This window comes from Commensalibacter communis (assembly GCF_947179015.1).
Classification (GTDB): Bacteria; Pseudomonadota; Alphaproteobacteria; order Acetobacterales; family Acetobacteraceae; genus Commensalibacter; species Commensalibacter communis.
In genome coordinates this window covers 509,264-534,802 of the sequence record NZ_CAMXCM010000001.1, presented here as the reverse complement: position 1 = coordinate 534,802, position 25,539 = coordinate 509,264, and the positions used below count along the sequence as shown (strand labels likewise).

General features: G+C 38.2%; 16 protein-coding genes. 12 read left to right on the top strand and 4 right to left on the bottom strand.

What is annotated here, in order from left to right; translation table 11 throughout:
* Positions 1-52: 52 nt before the first annotated feature.
* Together dld and PQG54_RS02485 are read left to right on the top strand one after the other, a co-directional pair.
* A complete protein-coding gene (gene dld / locus PQG54_RS02490; protein WP_271789047.1) occupies positions 53-1,798 on the top strand; it encodes a D-lactate dehydrogenase in 1,746 nt (581 codons plus the stop codon).
* 56 nt (positions 1,799-1,854) lie between these two features.
* The gene (locus PQG54_RS02485; RefSeq protein WP_271789048.1) at positions 1,855-3,468 is read left to right on the top strand and encodes a tetratricopeptide repeat-containing glycosyltransferase family protein; all 1,614 of its coding nucleotides are present in this window, start codon (positions 1,855-1,857) and stop codon (positions 3,466-3,468) included.
* Here PQG54_RS02485 and PQG54_RS02480 read toward each other — a convergent pair.
* The 3 genes from PQG54_RS02480 to PQG54_RS02470 are packed head-to-tail and all read right to left on the bottom strand — an operon-like array spanning position 3,465 to position 10,539.
* The gene (locus PQG54_RS02480; protein ID WP_271789049.1) at positions 3,465-7,718 is read right to left on the bottom strand and encodes a translocation/assembly module TamB domain-containing protein; all 4,254 of its coding nucleotides are present in this window, start codon (positions 7,716-7,718) and stop codon (positions 3,465-3,467) included. The two genes, PQG54_RS02485 and PQG54_RS02480, sit on opposite strands and share 4 nt — an antisense overlap.
* Positions 7,718-8,506, bottom strand: coding sequence for an AsmA family protein (locus tag PQG54_RS02475; RefSeq protein WP_271789050.1), 789 nt, complete (start codon positions 8,504-8,506; stop codon positions 7,718-7,720). Before PQG54_RS02475 ends, PQG54_RS02480 begins: the two co-directional genes overlap by 1 nt.
* Before the next feature lie 20 nt (positions 8,507-8,526).
* Positions 8,527-10,539 (bottom strand): autotransporter assembly complex protein TamA, encoded by a 2,013-nt coding sequence (locus PQG54_RS02470; protein WP_271789051.1) that lies wholly within the window; start codon positions 10,537-10,539, stop codon positions 8,527-8,529.
* Positions 10,540-11,165: 626 nt separating this feature from the next.
* On the opposite strand from PQG54_RS02470, the gene PQG54_RS02465 reads away from it, so the two are divergent.
* The 6 genes from PQG54_RS02465 (at position 11,166) to PQG54_RS02440 (ending at position 17,886) form a co-directional block, all read left to right on the top strand.
* Complete coding sequence (locus tag PQG54_RS02465) at positions 11,166-11,939, top strand: lysophospholipid acyltransferase family protein (protein ID WP_271789052.1); 774 nt, start codon at positions 11,166-11,168, stop codon at positions 11,937-11,939.
* 160 nt (positions 11,940-12,099) lie between these two features.
* Positions 12,100-13,836 (top strand): phosphoenolpyruvate carboxykinase (ATP), encoded by a 1,737-nt coding sequence (locus tag PQG54_RS02460; protein ID WP_271789053.1) that lies wholly within the window; start codon positions 12,100-12,102, stop codon positions 13,834-13,836.
* A gap of 108 nt (positions 13,837-13,944) precedes the next feature.
* On the top strand, positions 13,945-15,342 hold the full coding sequence (gene miaB / locus PQG54_RS02455; protein ID WP_271789054.1) for a tRNA (N6-isopentenyl adenosine(37)-C2)-methylthiotransferase MiaB: 1,398 nt from the start codon (positions 13,945-13,947) through the stop codon (positions 15,340-15,342).
* Positions 15,339-16,409, top strand: a complete 1,071-nt coding sequence (locus PQG54_RS02450) for a PhoH family protein (RefSeq protein WP_271789055.1) — start codon at positions 15,339-15,341, stop codon at positions 16,407-16,409. The genes miaB and PQG54_RS02450 overlap by 4 nt, the downstream gene beginning before the upstream one ends.
* Positions 16,410-16,489: 80 nt before the next feature.
* Entirely contained in the window at positions 16,490-16,894 is a 405-nt protein-coding gene (gene ybeY / locus PQG54_RS02445) for an rRNA maturation RNase YbeY (RefSeq protein WP_271807699.1), read from the top strand.
* Between the two features lie 2 nt (positions 16,895-16,896).
* Positions 16,897-17,886, top strand: a complete 990-nt coding sequence (locus tag PQG54_RS02440) for a hemolysin family protein (protein WP_271789057.1) — start codon at positions 16,897-16,899, stop codon at positions 17,884-17,886.
* 297 nt (positions 17,887-18,183) lie between these two features.
* On the opposite strand, the gene PQG54_RS02435 is transcribed toward PQG54_RS02440, so the two are convergent.
* On the bottom strand, positions 18,184-19,134 hold the full coding sequence (locus tag PQG54_RS02435; RefSeq protein WP_271789058.1) for a carbohydrate kinase family protein: 951 nt from the start codon (positions 19,132-19,134) through the stop codon (positions 18,184-18,186).
* A 227-nt stretch (positions 19,135-19,361) separates the two neighbouring features.
* On the opposite strand from PQG54_RS02435, the gene PQG54_RS02430 reads away from it, so the two are divergent.
* The 4 genes from PQG54_RS02430 (at position 19,362) to PQG54_RS02415 (ending at position 25,524) form a co-directional block, all read left to right on the top strand.
* Positions 19,362-19,706 (top strand): DMT family protein, encoded by a 345-nt coding sequence (locus PQG54_RS02430; protein ID WP_271789059.1) that lies wholly within the window; start codon positions 19,362-19,364, stop codon positions 19,704-19,706.
* A 170-nt stretch (positions 19,707-19,876) separates the two neighbouring features.
* Positions 19,877-20,512, top strand: a complete 636-nt coding sequence (locus tag PQG54_RS02425) for a thioredoxin domain-containing protein (RefSeq protein ID WP_271789060.1) — start codon at positions 19,877-19,879, stop codon at positions 20,510-20,512.
* A gap of 24 nt (positions 20,513-20,536) precedes the next feature.
* On the top strand, positions 20,537-25,090 hold the full coding sequence (locus PQG54_RS02420) for an AAA family ATPase (protein WP_271789061.1): 4,554 nt from the start codon (positions 20,537-20,539) through the stop codon (positions 25,088-25,090).
* Positions 25,091-25,140: 50 nt separating this feature from the next.
* Positions 25,141-25,524: a hypothetical protein gene (locus PQG54_RS02415; RefSeq protein ID WP_271789062.1), complete on the top strand. Its 384-nt coding sequence runs from the start codon at positions 25,141-25,143 to the stop codon at positions 25,522-25,524.
* The last annotated feature ends 15 nt before the right edge of the window (positions 25,525-25,539 follow it).

The window sequence follows — 25,539 nt, the reverse complement described above, 5'->3', positions numbered from 1 at the left end:
TACTAATGATTATAATACAAGAAATTCATAGATTATTAAGACAATTACTGCCATGTTTTTAAAAAGAAAATTACAAACTAACTTATCTAATACTCAACAGCATCTTATATCTGAATTGACAACAATTGTTAGTCAACGAAATATTATTACCAATCCTAGTAAAATGGGTTTATTTTGTAATGGCTTTCGATACGGATCGGGCAGAGCTATTGCTGTTGTTCAGCCACAGACGTTACTTGAACAATGGCAAATTTTAAAAGCATGTGTAACAGCCAATGTGATTGTCATTATGCAAGCAGCCAATACAGGATTGACAGGTGGGTCAAGCCCTGATGGCAATAATTATGATCGTGATATTGTCATCATCAATACGATGAATATGAAGAAAATATTTCTTCTGAATAATGCAGAACAGGTAATTTGTTTTCCAGGCTCAACATTAAACGAACTTGAAAAAAAATTAAAACCCTATCATCGAGAACCTCATTCAGTTATTGGGTCTTCTTGTATTGGAGCTTCTGTACTTGGTGGAATTTGCAACAATTCTGGAGGTGCGTTAGTACAACGCGGACCAGCCTATACTGAAATGGCTCTTTATGCTCAATATACGCATGATGGTCGTTTAGAGCTTATTAATCATTTAGGAATTGAATTGGGAAATACACCCGAAGAGATCCTCACAAATTTAGACAATAATCTCTTTGATAGCCATAACCTACCAAAAACTGAGAAGCATTGTTCAGACCATCACTATAAAGAACATGTTTGCCAAGTCGATTCCCCCACCCCTGCACGGTATAATGCTGATTCCTCTCATTTACACGAAGCTTCGGGTTGTGCGGGTAAGCTCGCTGTTTTTGCAGTACGTTTAGATACTTTTCCACAAGAAAAAGAAACACAAGTTTTTTATATTGGCACCAATAATCCTGATGACTTAACCCAAATACGATATGATCTGCTTTCCCAACGCATCGTTCCTGTTTCAGGAGAGTATATTCATAAAAAAGCGTATGACATTGCTGCTGTCTATGGAAAAGATACTTTCTTATTTATTAACTATTTTGGAACAGATTATATTCCGTTACTTTTTAAACTGAAAAATCGGTTTGATTATTTAACAAAAAAAGTTGGTTTTTTACCTTTGCATTTCAGCGATAAAATTATGCAGTTCGCAAGCTCTTTATTTCCTCAACATCTACCCACCCGTATGAATGATTATGCAAAAACATATGAACATCATCTCCTTTTAAAAGTGGGAAAAAATGATATTGAAACGATCAAAGGATACCTAAGCAAATTCTTTCAAACACATCCAGAAGGTAATTTTTTTGAATGTAATCCTGACGAAGGGAAAAAAGCATTTTTACAGCGTTTTGCTGTTGCTGGGGCAGCCGTTCGTTATCGTGCCATTCACCATAAAACGGTAGAGGATATTTTAGCCCTTGATATTGCTTTACGTCGTAATGACAAGAAATGGACAGAAACGCTCCCTTCTGAAATTGATAAAACATGTATGCATAAACTTTATTATGGTCATTTTTTCTGTCATGTGTTTCACCAAGATTATGTCATTTATAAAGGACACGACATCGTCTCCCTAGAGGAGAAAATGTTGAAGATCTTAGACCATAGAGGTGCAGAATATCCTGCTGAACATAATGTTGGTCATCTATACCATGCAAAAGAACCGTTAAAAAAATTCTATCAAGAACTTGATCCATGCAATATTTTCAATCCAGGCATTGGTAAAACCAGTAAATTAAAAAACTGGGAAAACAACAATAATTTTGATAAATAAAGTATTGATCCTATTTTATATATCAATTTATTTTATTGAACTTTATCGACGTAATTATGACAAAAATTTCCAATCCTTCTGATGAGGATATAATACACCCTATAAATATCCTTTTACATCAAGGAAATTTTGAAAAAGCCCTTGCTTTACTACTTCCATATAAGAATTTTAAACTCAACCAACCTATTATGACGTTGTTGGGGATCGCCTATGCAGGTTGCAATCAACCCAAAGAGGCTGCGTACCATCTTTGTTTAGCGCAACAACTTAAGGAAACCCCTTATCAGCACAGTTGCAGTGAGCTTGAACCTTATCTGGGGAGTCATAATTTATATAGCCTGATTTTTAAAGTATACGAAGAAGCCTTTAAACTTCAATCAGCGGACGAGCTCTTGTATATTGCCTACGCCAATATTTTACAACATACAAAACAATCATCAAAAGCAATTTTATATATCAGAAAATGCTTAATATTCTCTAAAAAACAAGATTGGTTACTTAATATTTTAGCCACTATTCTTTTCGAAGCAGGAAAATATCCACAAGCCTTGAAAATATATAAATATCTAGAACAACGTAACGAAGATAATGTTACTATTTTAGCTAACCTTGCTTCTTACTATAATGCAATAAACGATACAGAGCAGGCTTTGATATATTATCGCAAAGCAATCATACTTAGCCCTCTTTGGGCACCAATACGTGTAAATTATTCATTATGTTTGTTGAAGGGACAATATTATTACCAGGGTTGGGCAGAGCATGAATACCGTTTGGACACACCTAACCATACAAGTTTACCACGTGAAACATTGCTTCCTACATTAACAAATACAACAGATATCCAAGGGAAAAAAATTCTGATTACTCAAGAAGAAGGACTTGGAGATACCTTGATGTATTTGCGTTTTGTGCCAGAGCTTATCAAGCGCGGCGCAATTGTCGAATTATGGGTGGCGAAGACAATGAAAGGGCTTTGTGAGCGAATCAGAGGAAAACCGATGGTTAAGGTTGGTGGCGAAGAAGCACCATTCTTTGATTGGCATTGTCCTTTTATCAGCCTGCCCAGAGCCCTAAGTGCTGATCCCAACAAACATAAATTTATACCTTATTTAATAGCAGATCGAAAAAAAATAAATTTTTGGAAAAAAAAATTACCTGATACTAAACATTTAAAAGTGGGTCTTGTTTGGGGTGGGTCACCTCATCCCAGTGATGCCTATGCGGTTATGACGGATAATAAACGTTCAATTGAATTAACTAAGCTAATCCCATTATTACGATCTGTAAAAAATGCCACTTTTATCAGTTTACAAATGGGGCACCATGCGCATGAAATAAACGATTTGTCAAAAGATATTTCTGTCTTTAATCCTATGACTGAGGTGCAAGATATGGATGACACTGCCGGAATTATCAAGAATTTAGATTTGGTGATTTCTGTTGATACTTCTGTCATCCATTTGGCTGGTGGATTAGGAGCTAATGCCATTTTATTAGATCGATATGATAATTGCTGGCGCTGGATTTCTGGGGCTGAATATAGCCCATGGTATCCAAAAACTCGAATTATTCGACAAACACGCCCAAGAGTATGGAGCGATGTGGTCAAAAAAGCCACCTCTCTTTTACAAGAGATGGCTAATGAGCATGAACAGAAAACAACTTAATAATCAAATTTGTACAATAATCCAATACTGCTTCCTGGATCATTATCAGGGGTAACGAAACCTGTTCTATCTTGTCCAGTTCCAACAGTTGCTGTTGCTTTTAAGCGTTTGGTAATATCAATTTGCATTTCAGCTTGCGTGCCAGCTGTACCCGTTGATTGTTTGGCACCCAAATAAACACCTTTCATTATATATTTACCTGCTGAGACACTGGTTCCAGTAGAAGATCCTTTCCCGTCACTACTACCTCCGCCAACGGATAAACGGTCAAGCCCTAACGTTTTACGAACCGTTCCTAGTGGATCAAATCCACTACCCTCGCCACCTAAAGTTGCCAATGCTACGCCAATTTCAGCCATTTGTGTCGTTGAAAGACTTTGTGAATCAACACCGAATAATAACATTGCCAAGACACGGTCCTGAGATAATGGTGGGGATGATGTTAACGCTATTTTAGGCGAGCTGGCGTAACCAGTAATTGCCAGACTAACAGTATTTCCTTCAACTGATTTCTTAACCTCAAAATCCAACGATGGATCAATTTTGTGATCAACGTTACTGCCTTTAAACCCAATAATTCCTTTGGTAAATTCCAAAGAAATACCCGCCAAATCAATATGACCATTTTGCATTTCAAAACCACCAGAGATTTGTGGTGCATTGGCAGTCCCACCGACATGTAATGACCCAGCCATATCGGTAAAGAGGCCAAATCCACGAACCAAGATTTGCCCCGCAGATTTAACCGTAAGATTTAAACCAATATCAGGCCCTGCAGAATCATGTTGAGCCACTTCTATTTTATCCCCTGGACGAATAACTTTTAACGGGACAACAGAACGTGCCATAGAATGAGGAATATTAATGTCGGCACGTTTAATCTTAACAACACCATCAACATCGATACGTGTCTTAGCCATTCCTTTGATATTAATATCGCCATCTAAGATCGCTGTCAGTAAATCACTAACTAATGGTTTCGCATTTTTCATACCGAAATGCAAATTGATCGGCATGCCAGGTTTAAACACACCAACTTGACCATTCGCATCCATTGTCCCGTTCCCAGCTTTGGCTGAAAATGATTGTAATACAATCGAATCTCTTTGCCCAACAATCGAGGCTTGCATATTGCGAATACTGACACCTTGAGCATAATCACGGAAACTGCCATTTGTTAAATCAACATGCCCAGTAATCACAGGCGAATTCACATTTCCATTCACCTGCATCGCCATATTCACCAATCCAAGCACTTGCTGACCTGATGCCCCAACAATCGCATTGGCTACAGATAAATCAATATTTCCATTTAATTGTAACGCCACGTTTCCTTTAGGTTGTAATGGCACTGTTCCTGTGACGCTGGCATTCACTTTTTGTCCTACTTGTAACTTTGTATCAAGCCTTGCTGAGTTGCCATTCAAATTCGCCTGCGCATTTAATTGCGCAGGAGGCAACGAGGCTGCTGCACCTGTTAATAGCTGCATATTATGCGCATTAACTTGAATCGTTCCTTGTGGTTTTTCAATAGTACCCTGTAGTTTTGCCTGCGCATTAATAACGCCTTTAGCTTTTAAGTCTGGCGCAAATGGTTTTGCCAGTGCTGGCGTAATATTCTGAATAGAAGCTGTTACAGCCAATTTTGGCTTGATTTCTCCTGCAATATCAATCGTTGCTGCAGCAGCACTTGGTGGTGCTAAAGACATTCTAAGGCGATTAATGGCTATCTTATCACCAAAATCTGCTTGTACAGGTGCCAGTAAGCGAATATTCTCGCCTTTAACCAATGCAGCAAATTTCTGAATATCAACTTTTTTCTTTAATAAATTCAACGTAAGTGCGGTATCAATATTTCCTTTGGCGTCCATTAAATCAGGAAAATTGCCATTCAGTGCTAGTTTTAAATTCTCCATCCCGCCATTAGCGGTCATATTCGCATTACCTCTAACTACTTTGGGGACTTGTAATTGATTGACTTGTAATTTTAAATTAACAACTGGTTTTTGAATAGGATTTTCAACAGAGCCCGATAATGATAATTTTCCTATTTTTGCCTGAGGCATCGTAAGTTGGCTGTTCAAATCCAACATGACTTTGGACTTATTTTCAGGCAAGCTATGAATATCTAGATGAACATTACCATCAATCTTTTGGTTAATTAAACGACTAAAATCAGACAAACGCGCGATATCAAGTTTAATTTTACCTACAGGCAACATATTATTTTCAGACATTACAACATCGGCCACGGCTTTGATACCACGCCACTCCATTTGTTGTAATTTCAAATAATAGGCCTTTTGTTGTTCAGATTGACCTGCTTGTAATTGTATATTTAATGGCGTTTGATCTAACGTTCCTGTCAGCCCAACGGTCGCAGTTGGTTGTGAAGGTAAATGTTGTGCATTCGCTGTCAATTCAAGTTGGCTAGGTCGAATCACATACCCACTATTAGCAGCCGTTGTGAAGTTAGTTGTTAATTTTAATTGTGCGGCTAAATCTTTTAACGAACCCTCCACATTTACCTGAGCATTAGCTTTACCTTTTAATATTGGGGTTGCTGCTGACAATTCGTTGACACTTAGATTAAACAACCCTTTAACTTGTTCACCAATTAATGATCCTTGAGCATTTAAACCAATCTGTTTCCCTTTTACGACCAGAGAGTCTAACTCTATTTTTTGATCTTGACCTTGAACCATTTGTGCATGCAATCCAATATGACCTTCAGACCCAATCATTTGCACTGCAATTGGAAGGCCGCCAGTAATCATTAACGGTCCGTCCACATCGACATGAATAGGATTTTTTGGATCTTCAGGTAATGCAAAAGCCATATTTAAAACCGCTGAGCCTTTTAAATCAACATTTCCTGCTTTTGCCAAAGAACCTAGTTGTGGAGCAAATAAATCCATACTTCCATGCAAAGATGGTTTTACAAAAATACGACCTACCGCTTTAATCAACTGATGATCTAACTGTAAATCCACAGGCTGGTCTTTTTCTTTGGGATGATAAATCACCTCTAACGAGAGCGGACTATCAGCCAATAATTTTGGTTGGCTGCCTGGAATGCGTAAGCCATCAGCAACCAGCTTCAAACGAATCCAAGGATTAAATTGCGTTGTTTGATCGCCTAGAGATGCTAAATCCTCTCCTTTAAATTGCAACAACAGCTTATTAACCATTGCGTCCCCTGCAGCTAAGTTTGTCATCTCAAATTTCCCTGTGCCGGCTGGAGACTGAAATGCACCATGTAATTTAGCGTCTAAGTCCCATCCTCCCCAACCGATCGTAGGGCTTAATGTCATTTCAGGTGAATGTCCTGATAATGTAACATTCATTTTAGAGTTTATAAGGTCAACATCGCCATTAAGATTTAAATTCGTTTGAGCTGCTGATAAATTAAGGCGCGTTTTGAGTTGATTATAAGGACCTTGTAATGCGACATTTAAAGCTAATGGTGTTAATTGATCCATTTTTAATAAACGTTCAACCAACCCATCAGACTGTTTTTTAACATTGATTTTAAGAGAGGCACTCTCAACTTCTTTATCCCCAATACCAGCCAACAATTGTAAATCCGTTGCCTGATTTAACTCCCAAAGATGTAGTGATAAATTAATATTGGATAAATCATTAATAGATTGAACGGAAACAACTTTTAACACGTTTTTAATCGCGACTTTACCCTTGATCCCCACTGAAAGATCAATCGGTGCAACTTTGTCAGAAACATATAATTTATCGACTTGAATATCATTAATATTCGCTGCTATCGCCATATTTGGCAAAGAGCTAGAGCTACTCTCTGAACCTGCCTCTGGTTCTGTTGGTGAAGGTAAATTATAAACATTGATCTCCTTGGCATATAGTCGATCAACATGAATCTCTTTGCTTAATAACGCCAATAAAGACCAGTCAAGCTCTGTTTGTTTTAACGATAACCATACGCCAGTCTTTGGATCTTTTAACTTGATTGTAGCAACGCGTAGATGATTAGGGAAAGAGCCTGTTAATCCATCAACGATAACTGTGTGATTTGTTAAATCCCCAATTTTATTGGCCAGATAATTTTGTCCTTTTTGCGTATTCACAAAAATAAACGCACCTGCAATAACAACGATAATCAAACCGATGATGCCACCAAATAACCATCCTAACCCCCAAAGAATACGGTGACGCTGACGCCATTTTTTCTTTGGCACTTCCTGATTTTGAGTCGTTTTTTCTGTTGTCAGTTTCATCAATCACCACTGCCTAAATCGAGGTAAATTTCTGCTTTATCTTTGCTATTTGTGTCTGCCCCTGGAGGGAACATGACAGAAAAATGTAAAGGCGTAGAAGCACTTTTCCCGTCTTCACCCATCAAATTACCGCTGACTTTTCCGTTAAATTTAAAATCAGGTAGCCTTTTAGACGCCAAAAGATGCAGTTTTGGTTTGGCCTTCATCACTGCTTTTAATGTTTCCGTATCAACCATCTTGGAAAGATCGCGAATAAGAACCTTCCCCTCAATCGCCAAACGCATCTCAATTGGCGAAATATTTTTAGAGATAAGCAGTTGTTGAATTTGTAAATCACGGAGGTCTACCATATACGTAAGGTTGATCGGTTTCCGTTTATCTTTGGATAAATCTATGACGGCGCGTTTTGATGGGAATGAATTTAAATCGAGTTCTTTAATAATTAGAGAATTGATAATAATTTTACTGTTACGAAAGCTTTCCCACGGTGACCAATCCATCTTGACTTGCTTCACATTAAGCCATACGCCACCATTTGGATCTTTTAATTTAACATCTGCAATCGTTAACTGGCGAGAGAAAAAGCTTGAAATATTTTCAATTTGAACTTGACCGTGTGTGCGCTTTTCAATCTGGGTCAACACATAATTTTTTCCAAATTGCGTATTCAGAAAAATAAACAAAGCACAAAAGAAAACAATGATCGTTGTGATAAAAATTGAGAATCCTAAGAGAATACGCCATCCAATAGGATGCGTTTGTCGCCATGTAGATTGTGCTTCTGTCATTTTTGTATCCTCGGTTGCCATTAAAATGTCTCGCCTAAACTGATGTACACTTCGAATTTATCCCCTCTGGATGGACGGTTCATCGGCACGGCGACATCTAAACGAATGGGTCCCAAAGGAGTGTAATATTTTCCGCCAGCACCCACACCTACTCTTAAATCTCCTTGAAACGGCATACTTGTTTTACTGACTTGCCCGGCATCAACAAATGCCTGTGCGCCGATAGATTCTGTAATTTTTTGTCGAAACTCGACCGTTCCAGCATCCATCGCTTTCCCCCCAACCGCATATTTTGTCCCAGGGAATTGAGGCCCTACCCCTTGAAAGCGAAATCCTCTGACGGTCGACGTTCCCCCAGCATACATACGTTGATCTGGTGGCAGATTCATTCGTGATGCGCCTTGAATACTACCCACCGTTCCTCTGAACGCAAACACGCTATCTCCTGGATCTGTTAAGCCAATTTTTGCAAGGTCTAAATAAGTCGAAGCGCTACCTTCTAAAGCCGCAAAGAAAATCGTACCATCCCCAAATGATGTGGTTGGTGTTACAGAAACAGACCCTTTCATTCCATGTGTTGGCGACATCATCGGACTGTCCAAATCTGTGCTGTCATATCGGACTGCTAATGGCACATTAATCATTGTATAATCATTTTTAATGTGTTGCTGAATGATGCGCTCTTGGATTGCCCCTAAATAAACAGATGCTCTCCACCGTTTATTAATTTTTCGGTTTAGCCCTCCTTTAACTAAGAGTGCTGTCTGATCGTAGGAGTATAATCTCTGCTTTACTGCTTCGATACGAGCATTAAAATCTTGATCTCTACGTCGAAAGTCCGGTTTTGTAAAATCAGCATATATATCATATCCCAGTCCCCTTTGAGCCGTACCGCCTAACCCAGTAGCCAAAGCAGCAACATTAAGCTTTTCTGCATTTCCAAACAGATTACGATGCGACCAACGCACGCCTAAACGTCCCCCTAAATCTGTTGAATACCCTGCTTCAAAGCTGACCGATCTTCTTTTAGATTCTTTGAAGGTCAGAACCAATGGTAGTTTGCCATTCACGTCAAGTTTGGTTGCCGCAGTGGCATCAATACTGGAAAAAACACCTAAAGAAGCTAAATCCTGCCGCGCGGATTCTATTTTCGATGGTTGATATAATTGACCATCACGTAATAACAGACGTTTACGAACAAAATCCTCATTAACTTTTTTTAACCCTCTAAAGTCAATATTTCCTAAATCGACTATTGGACCTGGATTGACTTGATATACGATATCTAATGTTTTCGTATCTGGGCGCAAATAGGCTACTGGATCACTGATCTTTGCCAATGCATGACCATCTTCCCGCAGGGATGTTAATAAACGCCCTTTTGCAGCCACGACATCCGCTGATACTGCAACTTGCCCAGGTTTTAGATTAAAGGCTTTTTGTTGATCTGCTGTTAATGTTACAGGTTCGGACACTATTTTAGGCTTAGCATTCGGTGACGTGGGATCTTTTACAGGCTGTGTTGAAGGTTTATTTTCAACCAACTCTATTTTACCAAGATGATATTGATCCCCTTTATCAATATCAACAACAATAACCGCCTCTGTTTTATCAGGTATATTTGCAATAAAGTTAGGTAGATCCGGATTGCTTCCATCCATTGCGTTGGCTAATTGAGTAACTTGATGTATATCTGCTTCTGTTTTATTTTTTTTCTTGCTATCATCATTACTTATTAAGGTCTTGCCCGCACCAAGTTTAATGTTAATTTTAGCGTTATAATATCCAAAACTATCCATTGCAGTTTGTAACCGATCGTAATCCCCTTTGACTCGCCCAGCCAAAGCAAACGCCCCAACAGCTTTGGTTTTTTTTAAAGATACAAGGCTTGAAACATCAGATAATGTGGCATCGATATCTTTGTTACCTGTTGGTCTGATTTCCACTCTGTAAGTCTGAGGATCGGCTGCCATAGCTACGTATATAGATGTGCAAGTGCCTGTGATCACGCCCCAACATAAGCCAAAGGCCATTTTAGAAGGCTTCATCTTTTTAAATATACGAAAGTAACTTAATTGCAGTTCGGTGAACAACAAACTTTATTTCCTCTATCTTATTGATACAATCACAGCATTTTAAATTTAATATTGATAACAAAAGATAAAAATTAATCTAATGATATGTTATGAAAAACTACCCTATCTTTTATATAAAACATTTCACCGTACAACATTATGAAAAACATGTACAATTTTTAAAATATTTGCACTATAAAGATGTCGTGATATATATACAACATTTTTAAAACGTATTATAAGACATATCCTTGTAGTTCTTTTTAACTTCTTATAGAATGCCGACAATTGTTAGTAGAACATTTTACCCAATTTTCAAAACCTTTGTAATAAGCAGCTGTCATACCTTGAAATACTTATCCTTTTTCAAACAAAATTTACAAAAAATATCTTGCAAACCAATCTCATCACAAGTGAATAACTCTCCTTTGCGTTCTTCTAACCAAAAAAAACATTTTATACAACACGATATTCATCAACTACCTATTACATACCCTCATTTTCTGTCTAAATTTTCTAGTATTTATCAAAGAATTAGAGCAGCAAAAAAGATTGGCATTGTCTTAATATGGACTATTCTTTGTATGCCTTTTCAAAGTTTATTTATCAAATTACCTGGCTCTGCAAAAATTAACTTTGCACGCTTTTACTGGCGTAACGTTTCCAGAATATTAGGGCTCGATCTGCGTATATTTGGAAAGCTTGCGGAACAAAAACATCAATCCAGTTCACAAAAACGACCTATTATTTATATCGTCAATCATACTTCTTGGCTGGATATTGCATCCATTGGAGGACTAGTACCAGGAGCTTTTGTCGCCAAAGAAGAAATTGGCTCTTGGCCAGTCATTAGCACATTATGTCGACTGGGACGGGTTTTATTCGTCAGTAGGCAACGTCAATCGACAATCAAAGAACAACAAACGATGGAAAAAAGATTAGAAGAAGGTGGAAATTTAATTTTATTTCCAGAAGGCACCTCAACCGAGGGATCTCATCTTGCGCCTTTTTTGTCATCCTTCTTTGTACTGGCAAAGCCAATTGCCAAAAATGTTGCCTATCCTATTCCAATTATCCAACCTATTTCGGTGGTTTATGATCGTTTGGGGATGTTACCAGTCAATCGCTTTCGTCGTCCAATATATTCTTGGTACGGAGATATGGAACTTACTCCCCACTTATGGGATTTTTGTAAATGGTCTGAGATGAGGGCATCTATTATCTATCATCAGCCCCTTTATCCCGAAGATTTTAAAAACAGAAAACAGTTATCCAAAAAAACATGGGATATTATCGCGACAGGTACTGCTTATTTAAGGCAAGGGAAATCTGACGAAGATATAAAAAAAATAATATAACTTATTTGAATAATTATTAATTTTTTTTAACTTTCATAATATTGCAAAATATTTCAATGACTGTTGATAAGAACTAGCGGTTTTGTGAATAGCCTTTTGGATATTTTACTCTATTAAATAAGATGAACCTATACTTTAATAATTCAGGGTTCTGAAAATTATGACACACTCATCTTCCTTACCTCATAATGTTGTAAAACCTTATGTTACAGGAGCAACGCTTAGCCTTTCCTATACACATGGTGACCATGAACAAGTAGATAATGCTATTGCAAGTTTTCTACAGGGCACAGGAATAATAAAAGCACCAAATTTATATATTAATCTTTCTCGTGCAGCATTAGTCGAGCATGCTATTCGCAACAAAGAGGGGGCTTTATCCAAAGAAGGTGCCTTTGTTGTAAACACAGGACATTTCACAGGGCGTGCAGCAGGCGATAAATTCGTTGTCGATGAAGCTAATATTTCTGATCAAATCCAATGGGGTGATATTAATCACAAACTCTCCACTGCTCACTTTGCACAGCTTTTGTCAGAAGTTGGTGGATATCTTCAAGGGCAAACTTTATATATTCAAGACCTTTATGCTGGACGTGATTTTGATTGTTGTACTCCAATTCGATTAATTACAACCAGTGCTTGGCACGCGCTTTTTGCTAGAAATATGTTTGTCAGACCTGAAGATTTAAGTGAAGATGAAAAAGAAACCATCAAACAAAACAGTAAAAAACCTTATACAATTTTACATGCCCCTCATCTCTTTTTAAACGCTGGTCGATGTGGCACCCATGGACCGACCGCTGTTACAACATCTTTCAAAGAGAAGTTAATCGTTATTTGCGGAACCCAATATGCTGGGGAAATTAAAAAATCTATTTTTTCTGCGATGAATTGGCAACTTCCTGCTGAAAATATCCTGCCTATGCATTGCTCTGCCAATATTGGTAAAGATGGGGATGTCGCTATTTTCTTTGGTCTTTCTGGTACTGGAAAAACCACTCTTTCCTCTGATCCAGAACGTGTTTTAATTGGTGATGACGAACATGGTTGGTCAAAAACTGGTGTCTTTAATATTGAAGGCGGATGTTATGCCAAAGTCATCAATTTGAATAAAAAAACAGAACCTGAAATCTGGAATGCGTCATTACGGTTTGGATCAGTTTTAGAAAATGTTATTTTAAACCCTGATGCTTCACCTGATTTTGATAATAATTCTCTTACAGAGAATACACGTTCTTGCTATCCAGTTGATTTTATCCCCAATGCTTCAACATCTGGTAAAGGTGGTCTGCCTCTAAATATCGTAATGTTAACTGCAGACGCGTTTGGTGTGTTACCTCCGATTTCAAAACTGACCAATGCACAAGCAATCTTTCATTTCTTAATGGGATATACAGCACGTATTGCTGGCACAGAAAGCGGATTGGGGAAAGAACCAAAGGCAACCTTTAGTACCTGTTTTGGCGCACCGTTCCTGCCCAGACCTGCGGATATTTATGGTGCTCTTTTGATGAAACGTTTGGAAGAAAATCCTAATATTCAATGCTGGTTAATTAATACAGGTTGGAGTGGTGGTCCCTATGGTATCGGAAAGCGTTTTTCTTTGCCCCATACCCGCCAATTATTACATATGGCATTGAATCACTCGTTAAAAGATGTGCCTTTTGAAACAGAGAAGCATTTCGGATTACAAATCCCGACAAAAGTTGATGGAATCCCAAGTGAACTTTTAAATCCAGCACTTTGTTGGGCTGATCCGCAAGCCTACCACAAACAAGCGGAAGAACTAGCGACAATGTTCAAAAAACACTTTGAAACACTTTCTCAGAGTTTACAGGGTGCTATTCGTTTTGATGGAGATATTTTCTCCTCCAACCTAACGGTTAAACGTTTATAAAATACTTGTCTCGACGCCTTTATTTTTATAAAAAGATAGCTTGGTTTATTTTTTCTTGTTAAAAAAGAACCTTGCTGTCTTTTTTATTTATAATAGGTTGCTTACCGAATGGTTGATACCAGTTTTACTCATATTGCTCACTCTACACAGACAATACAACAACGTTATCTACATGTCATTACATGGGGATGCCAAATGAATGTGTATGATAGTAACCGTATGGTCGATCTTCTTCGCCCTTTGGGCTATAAAGTTACTGATGAAGCTGAAAAAGCCGATGTTTTGATCTTAAACACGTGCCATATCCGTGACAAAGCAACCGAAAAAGTTTTCTCTGAATTGGGAAGATTAAGACAGATCAAAGAATATCGTGAAGACCAAGGTAACCCAACATTAATTGCGGTGGCAGGTTGTGTTGCACAAGCAGAAGGTGAAATTATTTTAAAGCGTGCGCCTTATGTTGATATTGTCTTTGGTCCACAAACCTATCACCGTCTTCCTAAGATGATATTAGACGTCGCTCGCAAATCAGGTAATGTAATTGAGACCGATTTCCCAACAGAAAGCAAATTTGATTTCTTGCCTGCACCTGATGAATCACAAGGATATACAGCATTTTTAACCATCCAAGAAGGGTGTGATAAATTTTGCTCTTTCTGCGTTGTTCCTTACACAAGAGGTGCAGAAGAAAGCCGCCCAGTACAAGCAATTGTTGATGAAGCAACCCATTTATGCAGCCTTGGCGTCAAAGAGATTTCACTACTTGGTCAAAATGTAAATGCTTATCATGGTCAAGGTCCCGATGGGAATATTTGGGATTTGGTTAAACTTGCTGAAAAATTATCAACCATTCCTGGATTACTGCGTATTCGTTACACAACGTCACATCCAAACGATATGAGTGATTCTTTAATTGCAGCCCATCGTGACTTGCCTACTTTAATGCCGTTTTTACACCTGCCCGTTCAATCAGGATCAGATCGTATTTTAAAGTCAATGAATCGTGGTCATACGGTTAGTGAATATTATGCTATTATTGAGAAACTCAAAAAAGCCAGACCAGATATTGCTTTATCCTCTGATTTTATCATAGGCCATCCAGGTGAAACGAACGAAGATTTCAAAGCAACCATGAAACTGGTTCAGGACATTACGTTTGCACAGGCTTTCTCTTTTAAATATTCTCCTCGCCCAGGTACTTCAGCTGCGGTTTCAATGAATCAAATCGCAGAACCCGAAAAAGATGCACGTTTGCAAGAGTTACAAGCCGTATTAAAAGATCAACAAACTCAGTTCAACAAAGACACAGTTGGACGCAAGATTCCCATTCTCTTTACTCATAAAGGCCGTAAGGAAGGGCAAATAGCTGGTAAGTCTCCTTATTTACAAGCCGTTCATGCCCAAGGAAATGATAGTTTGATTGGTCAAGAATGTATGGTAGAAATAGATGAATGCCTTACTTTCTCTCTATCAGGTTCTCTTGTTAAAGAAAGCACATCCCATTGAGTAAACAAACTGATAATCGCCCCCTTATCGTTTCAGAAGAATTATTAGACGCATCCACGCTAAAAACAACATTGCAGTTTAGTGATAACTTGGTTCTAGCTCATTTGATTGGTGAGCATGATCGTTACCTAGTACAAATTGAAAAAGAGCTGCAGATCAAGCTTGGCTGCAGAGGAAATCATATTGTTATAGAAGGCAACATACAGAGTGCCGAGCTTGCCAAAGCTGTTTTGAGCAATCTTTATAACCATATTTACCATCAAAAAGATATCAATTCGACCGTCGTGAATACCATTATTCGTATGACGCAAGACGGGCTGTTAGAAACAAATGCTTATGCTCAAAAAAATCCTAATGAGCAAAATGAAGCAATTCCCAGCAATGCACCCACAATTACGACACGCCGAGGAACTATTTCTGCACGAACGGCGGGGCAAGCTGAATATTTAAAGCTGTTATTAAAACATGAAATGGTTTTTGGAATAGGTCCTGCTGGCACAGGGAAAACTTTCCTTGCTGTTGCACAGGCTGTTTCAATGTTGCTGTCCGGTCAAGTTGATCGTATTATTTTATCTCGCCCTGCTGTGGAAGCTGGCGAACGATTGGGCTTTTTACCTGGGGATATGAAGGATAAAATTGACCCTTATCTACGCCCTTTATATGATGCGTTACATGCAATGATGCCAGGCGATCAAGTCATTAAACGGTTAACCAATGGTGAAATCGAAGTCGCCCCTCTTGCATTTATGAGAGGGCGCACACTTGAACATGCTTATGTTATCTTAGATGAGGCTCAAAATACGACCACCGCTCAAATGAAGATGTTTTTAACACGTCTAGGCCCAGGATCCAGAATGGTTATTACTGGGGATATCAGTCAAATAGATCTACCCTCTAATATCAAATCTGGATTAAAAGACGCCGTTGAAACACTTGAAGGTATTCAAGGGATTGAAATTATGCGTTTTCAAGCACAAGATGTGGTCAGGCATCCGTTGGTCGGTCGAATTGTGAAGGCATATGATAAACGTGATGCTCAACACCGTCCTGATACTCATAAAACATAATGCCCATGCAACTCACCTATCAAACTCGACAACAGCTAAACGAAAAACTGATTATACAAGAGTTACAATGGCGTAGATTTATGCCTAAATTACTACCACTACTGTATCGTATCCATCAAATTCTTCCGATTACCGAAGAAACCAATTTGTGTTTTTCTAATGATCTTTCTATTAAAAAATTAAACGATCAATTTAGGGGAAAAAATAAACCAACCAATGTATTAACCTTTGAGTTACCTGGTGGGGGTATGATAGGCGGTGACATTATTTTTGCGCTGCAAACAATTCAAAAAGAAGCACAGCAAAATAAAAGACCTTTTATGCATCATTTGGCACATTTAATAATTCATGGTCTATTACATTTACAAGGTTATGATCATATTTATGTCAACGAAGCCAAAGAAATGGAAATGCGAGAGGCTCTTTTATTACAAAAACTGAACATTCCTAATCCTTGGAAACTTTACCCATCACGGAGTATATAATAATGCATCGTGGCTCTGGTTCATCAAACAATTCATCATCCGATAACGGACAAAACTCTGCACAGCAAAAACCTAGACGTTTCAAATCAGTCATTTCGCGCTGGATATATAAGAGCAAACATCCCAGTTTGCGTCAATCTATTGTTAATTTGGTTGATGAGGAAAACGCAAACGATCAATCCCCGCAACATGTTAGTACTGAAGAGCTTAGTACTCAAGAGCGATTATTGATCTCTAATATTCTACGTTTGCGTGGAAAAACAGCAGATGACGTGATGATACCCAGAGCAGATATATTTGCGATCGAAGACACAATTACGTTTGAAAAAGCATTAGAAGTTATGCGACATGAAAATCATTCTCGCGTTCCAGTATATCATACGGAACTCGATAATATTATTGGAATGTTACATGTCAAAGACCTGATTGCCTATACGGGAAACCACGAAGAATTTAATATTACGAATCTTTTAAGGCAGCCTCTTTTCATAGCACCACAAATTCCTATTTTGGATTTATTGTTACAAATGCGTCAACATCGTACCCACTTAGGATTGGTGATTGATGAGTATGGCAGTATCGATGGCTTGGTTACAATTGAGGATCTTGTTGAAACAATTGTTGGCGATATTGCCGACGAACATGATGACCCTGACGTGGAAATGATGGTTGAGCGCGACCGCCATACACTAGACCTTGATGCTAGAATGGTGCTTGAAGATCTTGAAAAACACATAGGCGCCTTTTTAACCGAGGAAGAAAATAATTCTGATATTGATACGATTGGTGGTCTCGTATTTCGCCTGGCAGAGCATGTTCCAACAAAAGGTGAAGTACTGACACATTCAAGTGGTTTAGTATTTAGAGTCTTAGACTCTGATCCAAGACATATTCGACGTTTAAGAATGCATATTCCTAATGATTGGAATTTTCCTGCTTCTAACGTCCCTAGTCAGACAGATGAAAATGACAATAGCCAAAAAGATTTATAAAAATACTTCTTAATAAATGTTTGATATGGCTCTAATCATTAAAAATCTATCCAAATCTATACTCTAATTTCTCACCTTCAAATCGTATTATCCGATTATTACCGATATTATGACCACTCCCCTATAACCCATCGTTAAAATAAGACTTAAGGGGCTGATAAAAATTTACGTTCTTATCTTACATTGCAGTATTTTTAAAATCACCAGCTAAATGATATAAAAATCAATTTAACCTAAAGCTCATTCTGAAATAAAAAAGGCAAAGATAAAGTTATTTTCTCTGCCTATAATGAACAATTATTTTTTTGAGGCAATCCGTTCCGCAACTTCTTGTTCCCAAGGCGGATTGGCACCACGACGTTGGCAGATCATCGCTGCAGCAACAGAGCCATATTTTAATGCCTGCGTAATTTGATCGGCAGTAATTGATTTAATCTTATCCAGTGTCAATAATTCTTCTTTTTGCAAATACGTTAGCGTTGCAGCCATAAACGTATCCCCTGCGCCAATAGAATCGACAACATCATCAATATAGTCTGGCTCTACCGTAATTGCCTTTTGTCCTGGTAGGTAGCATAATGTACCTTGGCTGCCTCGTGTAATGATTACGATCGAAGTCCCTTGTGAAATCCACATTTCAGCAGCTTCATCAAAAGAGGTATCTGGCATTAAGAATGCTAAATCAGATTTAGAAAGCTTAATAATGTCAGCCATCGCGATTAACCGCGACATCCGCGCACGATATACGGCTGGATGTAATGTATTGCCTGGACGACAATTTGGATCAATCGAAAGAATACGTTTACCTTTTTCAATTCTGAACATTTGTTCGCATGCTTCAGAAATGGGGGGCTCAATCAAAGAAGTCGATCCAATATGAATTAAATTCACATCATCTGTAAATCCAGGAGATTGTGAACGAACCCACAGACGAGAAACTGTATTTTCATCATAAAAAGCATATTGTGGCTCTTCTTCACCCAACTCTACAAAAGCAAGCGTTGTCTGTTGAGGTCCTCGTGCCACGTATCTGGTTTCGACGTTAGAGGTTTCAAGGAATTCCATCAATTTTTCACCTAGAAAATCATTAGAAATCCCACCCATAAAGCCAACTTTTCCGCCTAAACGACCAATAGCCACAGCAATATTTGCACATGACCCCCCTGGGGCTGGATAGTAACAATCTTTTCCATCCACCGTTTTATCTGGGATAAAATCAATTAAAACATCCCCACACAGAATAATCATTTAAAATCTCCTATAACAGAATAGAATTATAAAATAGTCTCATCTTCAATATTTTACTATTGGATCATGCTTATAAAGCATATAAAATCAACAGTTGTTTTAGCCATTTGAATAATTTCATTTATACATTAAAAATTATTACCAAATGTTAGCATATTCAATTTATTTAACAAACTACTAAAATTTATTCAAATTCAGCAAAATTTATAACTTAAAAGGAGAAACAAATGCCTGTTTGGTTAACAACTGCGTCGATGCTGGTCTTATCAAATCTTTTTATGACCTATGCATGGTATGGACATTTAAAAACATTAGAAAGCAAGCCGTGGTACATCGCTGCACTCATCAGTTGGTGCATTGCTTTGGGCGAATATATGATCCAAGTCCCTGCCAACCGTATTGGATATACCAAGCTCTCTTTGGGGGAGTTAAAAATCATGCAAGAAGCCATTACTTTATTGGTCTTTATCCCCTTTAGCATCTTTTTTATGAATCAATCCTTTAAGTTGGATTATGTATGGGCAGGACTATGTATTGTTGGTGCTGTTTTCTTTATTTTCCGTGGTGGTTAATCAATATTGATTAACCAAAATCATTATCCACATCTCTCAATCACCTTTACAATAAATAATTTTATGATTCTCAATGATATTTATGATAAAATACGTGATTAACCGTCAAATTTGATGTTAAAATTGAAACATAATATCATTGTCTTTATTTACTATTTTAGGAACCTATTATGCCTATTACGCGCCGCTTATTTCTAAGCACTGCACTTCCAGCTGCAACCCTGTTCGCAACCAGCTTGCAAGCCAAAGCAGCAACAATTTCACCAAATTTTTCTGCGCCACGCGCACTAGGTAATCCAAATGCCAAAGTTCATGTCCAAGAATGGTTTTCTTTGACATGCGCTCATTGTGGACGCTTTGCTCAAACGGTTTTTCCAGAAATTGAAAAGCAGTATATTAACACAGGCAAAGTCTATTATATTTTCAAAGATTTTCCTTTAGATAAAATTGCGCTGATGGCTGCTATCGTTGCACGCAGTTTACCTATTGAGCAATATAAACCTTTTGTTTTTGCTTTATTAGATAATTTGGAGCAATGGGCATTTAAAGAAGGTGCAGATCCAGTCAAAGAATTACAAAAATACGCAACCCTTGCTGGCATGAATGCTTCTCAGTTTGAGCAAGTTACAAACGATTCTGCTTTACGTGATGCAATTTTAGCAGAAACCAAACAAGCTGAAGAGCAATATAAAATCGACAGCACCCCAACCTTTATTTTCAACGGCAAACCTGTTGTTGGTGAATTAACTATTGAAGATTTTGGAAAACAGGTTACAAATGCTTTAAGCCGTCAACCAACCCCTTAATTACCATAGTTCCAATATCCCTGTATGACCATCCGCTTTACACATTTAAAAATTGCTGGATTTAAAAGTTTTTCTGATCCTATTACATTAGAAATCTTACCAGGGTTAACAGGGATCATCGGCCCCAATGGCTGTGGCAAATCCAATATTGTTGAGGCCATCCGCTGGGTTATGGGGGAAAGCTCTGCCCGCTCTTTACGTGGTGGAGAAATGGACGATGTCATTTTTGCCGGAACCACACGAAGGGCAGCACGTAATATCGCCGAAGTTGCCTTAACCATCGAAGGCACAGAAACGATTGCACCAGCCCCATTTCAACAACAAGACCAACTGCAAATCTCTCGACAGTTAGAACGTGGTTCTGGCAGCCAATATAGAATTAATAACAAAGTTCAACGAGCCAGAGATGTGCAAACTTTTTTTGCTGATCTGGGGTCTGGTCCGCGATCCTCTGCAATCATCAGCCAAAACCGCATCGCACAACTGATTTCAGCCTCACCCGAAGAAAGACGACAAGTCCTAGAAGAAGCGGCCGGCATTGCTGGCCTCTATAGTCGTCGTCGAGAGGCCGAATTAAAACTTAAAGCAACTGAAGAAAATCTGGCACGTTTGGATGATTTACAACAACAACTGATTTTGCTTATTGAATCTTTAAACGAACAATCTTCACAAGCAACAATCTATAGACGGCTTTCAACCGAACTGAGAGAAGCAGAAACCACTTTACAATCCCTATATTTCCAACGTGCAATCCGTAGTCTATATCTATTTGAGCAAAAGCAAATCCAAGCTGACAACGCACAAAAGGATGCTGAATACAAATATACTGAACAGAAGACCCTATTTGAATCTTTTGAAGAAAAAATACCGCAGCTCAGACAACAAGGGATTCAAGCGCGTACCCAATGGGATCATGAACGTAATGCAACACGATTCTTGCAAGAGCAAAGAAATAAAATTACAGAACAGTTGCAACAACTTCAAGAACGTATTCAAGAAGCAACAGAACAACAAATCATAGCCAATAATCGTGTAGAGAAAACGCAAGCTGATTTAAATCAAGTTCATATTCATTTACAAACTACAGAACAAAATCTGCTGGAACACCCTGAAAAAGAAAGAATTCTTCAAGGCAATATTGCTGACTATGACAAGCAATTAGCCCGTTTGACTGTGGAAATTCAAAAAGAAGAAAAAACGTTTGAAGAGCAACAAAAACAACATCAAACGATTACACAGCAATATGAGCAAGCTAAACAAGCCAAGCAAGCTGCTGAAATAGAGTATCAAAAAATCGTTGCTGACTATCAAGGATGTCTTGAAGCTCTTCCCAAAGAAAAGGAAATAAATAATCTTGCCAATGCTCAGGATCATGCCCAACAACATTTAAAAACCATACAAACGCAAAAGCAAGAAAGCGAATCACGTCTTAACGAAGCAAAATTACAAGCAAGTCACGCACAACACCACGCTCAACAAGTCGAGCAAGCCTATACGCAACTTGCGACAAAAATTAAGCAGCAAACCGAAAAGCAACAACAGCTTTTAATTCAGAAAAGTAATTTTGAAACACAACTGCAAACATTACAAAAGCAATCTTTGACCGAACAACAAAAACAACAATTTGCTGCTGAACTATCAGAGCTACAAAAAACATATTTAAACGCTAAAGAAAATACAGAAATAACGTCTCGACATTATCAAGATGCTATTAAAGCACATCTGGAAACTGAGTCTGCAAACCAACAAGCCACACAAATTTATAATAACCGTCAAAAAAATCTGTTAACGACACAACAAGCATTCCAACAAGCACAGAAGAATTTAACGCTCTTGGCTGAACAAATTGACAAAGCTAAAGCAGCGATCATTGCAGATCAAATTTTACAAAATAAAAAGACGGAACTCAATTTACAAAAAGATCAAGTTACATCTCTACAAGAAACAATACAAAATTTAACTGCGCAATATCAGGAAACTCAAGAAGCAACAGAGCAAGCGCAAAAAAATTTGCACCAACATGAAGCAGAGCAACAAAAGCTGCAAGCAAAACGAGATGGTCTGGCGCTTGCTTTGTCACATGATCAAGAAGAAAAACTTACCAATACTTTACCAGCTGTATTAGACAGTATCACAATTCCATCTGATCTTATTGTTGCGGTGGCGGCTTTGTTTGACGAGACTTTAGAAAGCCCCGTCAGTTTAGATACACAGACAGGCTGGATGCCATTACCGCCAAGCCATTCTGTATTCCCAGCATCTATTCGGAAACTTTCAGAAATTATTCCCCCACCCCCTGCTCTACAACGCGCGTTCGATCATATTGGTATGGTTGAAACGGTTGAACAAGGTCAAAATTATTTTCAAACCCTTACTTTTGGACAAAGTCTGATGACCAAAGAGGGTGATATATGGCGTTGGGATGGTTATCATCAAAAAGCAGGATTGCAAAACAGAGCAGCTCAACGTCTATTACAAAGAGAAAATTTAAAACGAACTGAAGAAGCTCTGGCGGCGTTAAGCTCTGAATATCCTACGCTACAAACGAAGCATCAAAACCTTCAAGAGCAATTTCAAACGATTAAAGTACAGCTTACAGACAAACAAGCGCTCTATAAAACGACCGATCAAACATTGCAAAGAACACAACAAGAATTTTTATCTCTGCAAAACCGTGCTCAAGCAGCTCAAACTCAGTTTGATGCGCTGCACCCTGCGTATTCCCAAGCACAACAGGAATTTGACGATAAACAAAAAACTTACGAGCACGCTCAAAAAGAAGCTGAGTTTCCTAGGCCTGACGATAACATCGTCGAACAAAGCCAACAACAATTACAACACTGCAAAGAGGCTGCTCAACAAGCGCAACAACACTTACAGATGATTGAACATCAATTATCGACCCTTAAAGATCAGCAACACAAACAATTAAGCGATGATCAACAAAACCTTATTCGGCTAGAAACATTACAAGAAAAACAAACACAGCTGGGAATAGAATTAGAACAACTGGAACAAGGATTAGTTCAAGATCAAGAACAACAAACACGACTGGAAAATCCTCAGCAAGCACTCTCTGCTCAACAAGCAGCGCAAAAGAACGTTCAAGAACTAGAACAGCAAATACTGGCATTGCAACAAGAATCTCAAATTGCTGAACAAGCGCTTTTGGTTGCACAAAAAAATCATCAAGCGATCAAAGAAAATTACATTCAGCACCATAGCCGTATTGAAACCCTTCAACCACGGTGTGAAGATGCAAAGAAATACTTAGAAAATAAACAGCAAGAGTTTATTAAAGTCGAAGAATTATATGCTGCCCGCCCTGAGTTAGACATTGTTAAAGCCAATCTTTATCAGATACAAGAAACTTATAAAAATTGCAAAGAACAAGAAGAAAAAGAACGGTTGTCTTATCATTTACTACTGAATGAAAAAGACAATCTGCTTAAACAAAAAGAAGCTTTGGCAACTCAATTTAAAGAATGGCAAGCCCGTTTATCTCAGGCACAAGACGAAGCAACGATCTCTTTAAACAAAATCACACAGTTACAATCTGAATATGATCTTTTAAATCAAAAGCTTCCTGTTCTTGAAAAGCAGTTAATCTCTTTAAAAGAAACTGAGGCGCACGCAGGTGAATTATATCAAGCAGCACAACAACAATTAATTCAGCTTGAACGAGATCGCACAGAAGCACAAAAACAATTACAACAAGCAGAGCAAAATGCTCATAAAGCTAGAGAGAACCTGCTGAAAGCACAAGCAAAGCAAGAACAAGCAGAGGCTTTATTAGAACAATTAAAAAATAACATCGAGCCATCTATTCAAGAACATGCCAAGCAACAAACTGACATGGATATCGGTGATGCTGCAGAAAGAAAACTCAAGACCATCATTGCAGAAAATTCTGCTGAGCGCGACGCATTGGGAGCTGTCAATTTACGTGCTGAAATTGAACGCGAAGAAAAACAAGAACAATTAAACAATATAGAAAAAGAATATACTGAATTATCGACTGCTATTCAGCAATTACGAGATTCCATTCAAAAACTAAACCAACAAGGCAAAGAAAAACTTCATGCAATTTTTAATGAAGTTAACCAACATTTCCAAGATTTATTTACCCGTATGTTTAATGGTGGCAGTGCCTATTTAAAATTGCTCGCTCATGAGGATCCTTTGCAATCAGGGTTAGAGATTTACGCTCAACCTCCGGGGAAAAAACTCTCTACACTTTCATTGCTATCTGGTGGAGAACAAGCACTTACCGCCCTTTCTCTTGTCTTTGCGGTCAGTCGTTGTAATCCTGTTCCCATTTGTATTTTGGATGAAGTCGATGCTCCTTTGGACGATCCGAACGTAGAGCGTTTTTGCTCATTGATATCCGATATGACCGCACAAGCTGGAACACGTTTTTTGGTTGTGACCCATCACCAACTTACCATGAGTCACATGAATCGGTTATATGGCGTCACCATGCAAGAACGTGGGGTCAGTCAGATTATCTCTATTGATTTAGAACATGCTGTGCAAATGCAGCAAGATAAGCATGTCGAACAATTTGGACTGATATAAATTCAAAATTTATACTATAAGTTATTGTCTTCTTACCAAGGATACCTTCTGTGAAGTTCCAATTTTCTTTAATCCCTATATTCTTTTTTATGTTCAGCATCCATGCTTGGTCTATACCTAAAAAGCCAGAATACCATAACGGAACATTCATATACAAAATTTACTATGAAGAACAAAATTCTTGGATGGGCGATACTGTAATTGTCAAAATACACAACGATCGAATAAAAATATATGCAAAAAAAGTAAATATATCTGGCATAAAAAATGGCGAACTGATGGAAGATGGAGTTATTCGCCAACACAAGTCAGGCGTATGGATTATTTCATCTCCCAACTCTCCTCAAGATGTAAATCTCGATCATATTGAGGCTTGCCGAGGGGATGCGCCAGCAACGATTGATTTTAAAAAGAAGATATATTGGATGTGCTAATTCGATATTTTAATC

Excerpts from the sequence above, each read along its gene's own strand:
- dld (WP_271789047.1), top strand. The coding sequence starts at position 53 with ATGTTTTTAAAAAGAAAATTACAAACTAACTTATCTAATACTCAACAG.
- PQG54_RS02485 (WP_271789048.1), top strand. The coding sequence starts at position 1,855 with ATGACAAAAATTTCCAATCCTTCTGATGAGGATATAATACACCCTATA.
- PQG54_RS02480 (WP_271789049.1), bottom strand. The coding sequence starts at position 7,718 with ATGAAACTGACAACAGAAAAAACGACTCAAAATCAGGAAGTGCCAAAG.
- PQG54_RS02475 (WP_271789050.1), bottom strand. The coding sequence starts at position 8,506 with ATGACAGAAGCACAATCTACATGGCGACAAACGCATCCTATTGGATGG.
- PQG54_RS02470 (WP_271789051.1), bottom strand. The coding sequence starts at position 10,539 with ATGGCCTTTGGCTTATGTTGGGGCGTGATCACAGGCACTTGCACATCT.
- PQG54_RS02465 (WP_271789052.1), top strand. The coding sequence starts at position 11,166 with ATGCCTTTTCAAAGTTTATTTATCAAATTACCTGGCTCTGCAAAAATT.
- PQG54_RS02460 (WP_271789053.1), top strand. The coding sequence starts at position 12,100 with ATGACACACTCATCTTCCTTACCTCATAATGTTGTAAAACCTTATGTT.
- miaB (WP_271789054.1), top strand. The coding sequence starts at position 13,945 with ATGGTTGATACCAGTTTTACTCATATTGCTCACTCTACACAGACAATA.
- ybeY (WP_271807699.1), top strand. The coding sequence starts at position 16,490 with ATGCCTAAATTACTACCACTACTGTATCGTATCCATCAAATTCTTCCG.
- PQG54_RS02440 (WP_271789057.1), top strand. The coding sequence starts at position 16,897 with ATGCATCGTGGCTCTGGTTCATCAAACAATTCATCATCCGATAACGGA.
- PQG54_RS02435 (WP_271789058.1), bottom strand. The coding sequence starts at position 19,134 with ATGATTATTCTGTGTGGGGATGTTTTAATTGATTTTATCCCAGATAAA.
- PQG54_RS02430 (WP_271789059.1), top strand. The coding sequence starts at position 19,362 with ATGCCTGTTTGGTTAACAACTGCGTCGATGCTGGTCTTATCAAATCTT.
- PQG54_RS02425 (WP_271789060.1), top strand. The coding sequence starts at position 19,877 with ATGCCTATTACGCGCCGCTTATTTCTAAGCACTGCACTTCCAGCTGCA.
- PQG54_RS02420 (WP_271789061.1), top strand. The coding sequence starts at position 20,537 with ATGACCATCCGCTTTACACATTTAAAAATTGCTGGATTTAAAAGTTTT.